Origin of the sequence: Hydrogenophaga defluvii (genome assembly GCF_042665235.1) — a bacterium.
In the GTDB taxonomy this organism is placed as follows: Bacteria; Pseudomonadota; Gammaproteobacteria; order Burkholderiales; family Burkholderiaceae_C; genus Hydrogenophaga; species Hydrogenophaga defluvii_A.
The window spans coordinates 1-2,318 of sequence record NZ_JBHTBZ010000028.1; the positions used below are offsets into that span (position 1 = coordinate 1).

General features: G+C 59.6%; 1 protein-coding gene. It reads right to left on the reverse strand.

The features are described from left to right. A partial coding sequence (locus ACFQU0_RS11565) for a Tn3-like element IS1071 family transposase (protein WP_382200881.1) occupies window positions 1-2,173 on the reverse strand: 2,173 nt, incomplete at its 3' end. Window positions 2,174-2,318 lie beyond the last annotated feature (145 nt).

Below are 2,318 nucleotides of genomic sequence, written 5' to 3' on the forward strand. Positions count from 1 at the left end.
GCTTTTCTTGGCGGATGACACCTTCAATGGCCACGCCCGCCTGGCGCTCATTGAGCACAAAGGGCTGCGCATGGAAGATGCCCCACCGGTCTTTTACATGGGAGTAGATTCCAATGGAAGGTGTGTTGCGCCGAGGATCAAGCCGGGCTTGCCACACCCGTTTGGTGGTCTCCATGCTCATCATGTCAGAAGATGCCAAATCGGACCGCCCCCAGGTGGCGGCAATCGGGTGTCGCTGCATGAATTCCAGCACAGCCTGGCAGGCCTGGCTCAGACGCCGTTCGTCCCGCGCCCAGCGCATGGCCTGGCGAATGCTGGTGGCAGACAATTGCGGAATCATGCGCGCGCATTCGACCGCAGTCAGACTGGTGCCGTGGGCCATGATGCCGGCATAGACCATCAGCAGCTCGTCGGTAGAGCGCGGCTCACGTCCGAGCATGATCCAGCTAAAGCGCACCTGGGCGTCAACGGCCAGAATCACTTCCGGCAATTGAACCTCACCGATGCGGTGATCCAAAGCCGCGCGCAGCTTGGTCACTTCTGGGTCTTCGTCCTCTGCGGGCAATGGCGACAAATGGAGTTCATCATCCACGCGCAGTACGCCACTGCGGGCTGCAGCGGCCACCGCATCGACACCGGCAGTTACTCTGGCCAGCAAAGGCTTCAAGAAAGTGGCAGCCTTGCTGGGTAACGATAGACGGGCATAGTGTTTCTTGGACTCTGCCTGCCAACGCTCGTCCGTGAAGAACAAGCGCGCACGACCCCGAAAGCTCAGGCTGTGCTCAATCCAGACCGAGCCATTGCGCACCGCGCGGCGCAGGGCAAACAGGGTGGCCACCTCCAACGCCTGAAACGCCCGTTCCCGGTCTGGGCTGGAGATCGAAACCTGCCAGATCATTCCCAGACTTGGTGCCACCACTTCAACTGGCAGCTTTCTGGATCCTTTGAGATATAAAGCTTGCAGCTTGGCAAGGTACTCGATGGCAGGATGCTCGCCGGTGGCCTGCCAGGGCAGCTTTGCAATGGCGACGAGCAACGACCGCACGGGGCGAATTCCATCAATCAATCCCTCGCGGACCAGGGAGGCCCTGCTCGGTGGTTTGCGTTTCTGGGTTTCGGTGATCAAGGCTTCAAGACGGGCACGCAACTCAGCATCTGGCACCGCACCTTGCGCGCTCAAGGCAACAAGTTCGCCGAGCAGCGTTTTGTACATTGCGGCCCAATTGACGGTAGCGGGGACATCGGCGGCAGCCTGACGCCACAGATCGGCGATCCGGCGCTGCACCATAAGGATCAACTGGTCTGTGGTGGTGAACAGGCAATACCGAAGAAAGCATGCGACCTCCACGGTGCGCGCTGGCTCTTTGATCTTGGCTCCGGCTGAGGGCGGCCTGGAGACAAGTCGGCGCGCGTAGCGGCGCAAGATGAGATCGGGGATGTCTGCCAGGTGCTTATGAACGTCCAGCGTGTAAAGCAGGTCGATGCGCTCCAGTACCTCGCTGATTTGGCGGGTTGAGTGTTTCGCCGGTGCAGCCCATAGCCAACTCTGCTGGGTTTGTCCATCTGGGCGCAGCTCTGAAACTGAGGCTCGCCAGCGATCAAGTGTTGCTGGATCAACGCTGGCGGCGATGGCGGTGCCTGTTTCAACTTCAAGCTGGGCAAGTGCCGCCGCAATCAGTGTCCGAATTGCCCGCTCGTGCACGATCACCAGCTTGTTCTTGTACAGCCATTGACGCGCCCGCACGAGTAGCTGATCGCGGTCGGCGCAGCGCGCCACTTCGTCGCGCAGTTCACGTACCAGTGAGCGGCGCTGGTGCTCGCTCATCCACTGGAATCCAAGGACCGTGCAGGCTACTTGTTGGTGATCGAATAGCGTGCGCCCGCGTTCATACATGGCTCTCAGCGAGGCGACTTCTGGTGCTGCAATGCCAAGCTCGTTGCCAAGGTGGCGCCACAAGGCTACTGGAATTACCCGAAAGGCACCGAGCAAACGCCCACTCATGCGCAGGAAACCAATATGGAGCGCCAGACCAAGCTTGTGGGAATCACCTCGGCGTGCATTGATTGCGTCGCGCTCGGCACCATCGAAGGTGAAAAATGCCTTCATCTCGAAGTCGCTGATATCGCGGGGGAGCCCACGCATCCCCAAAAACGTTGTGTGCCAACCCTGCATCGTGAACCTCAAAAGTGGGAGGCCACCATACCCGTTTACAAAGCGAACAGGAAAGTCAATGAAATCAACGGTCTACCCAGACCACCCCCGCGCCAGTGCTAGCTTTGCGTACCGTCACTTATTGCACTGAAAACGAGGAGACCCC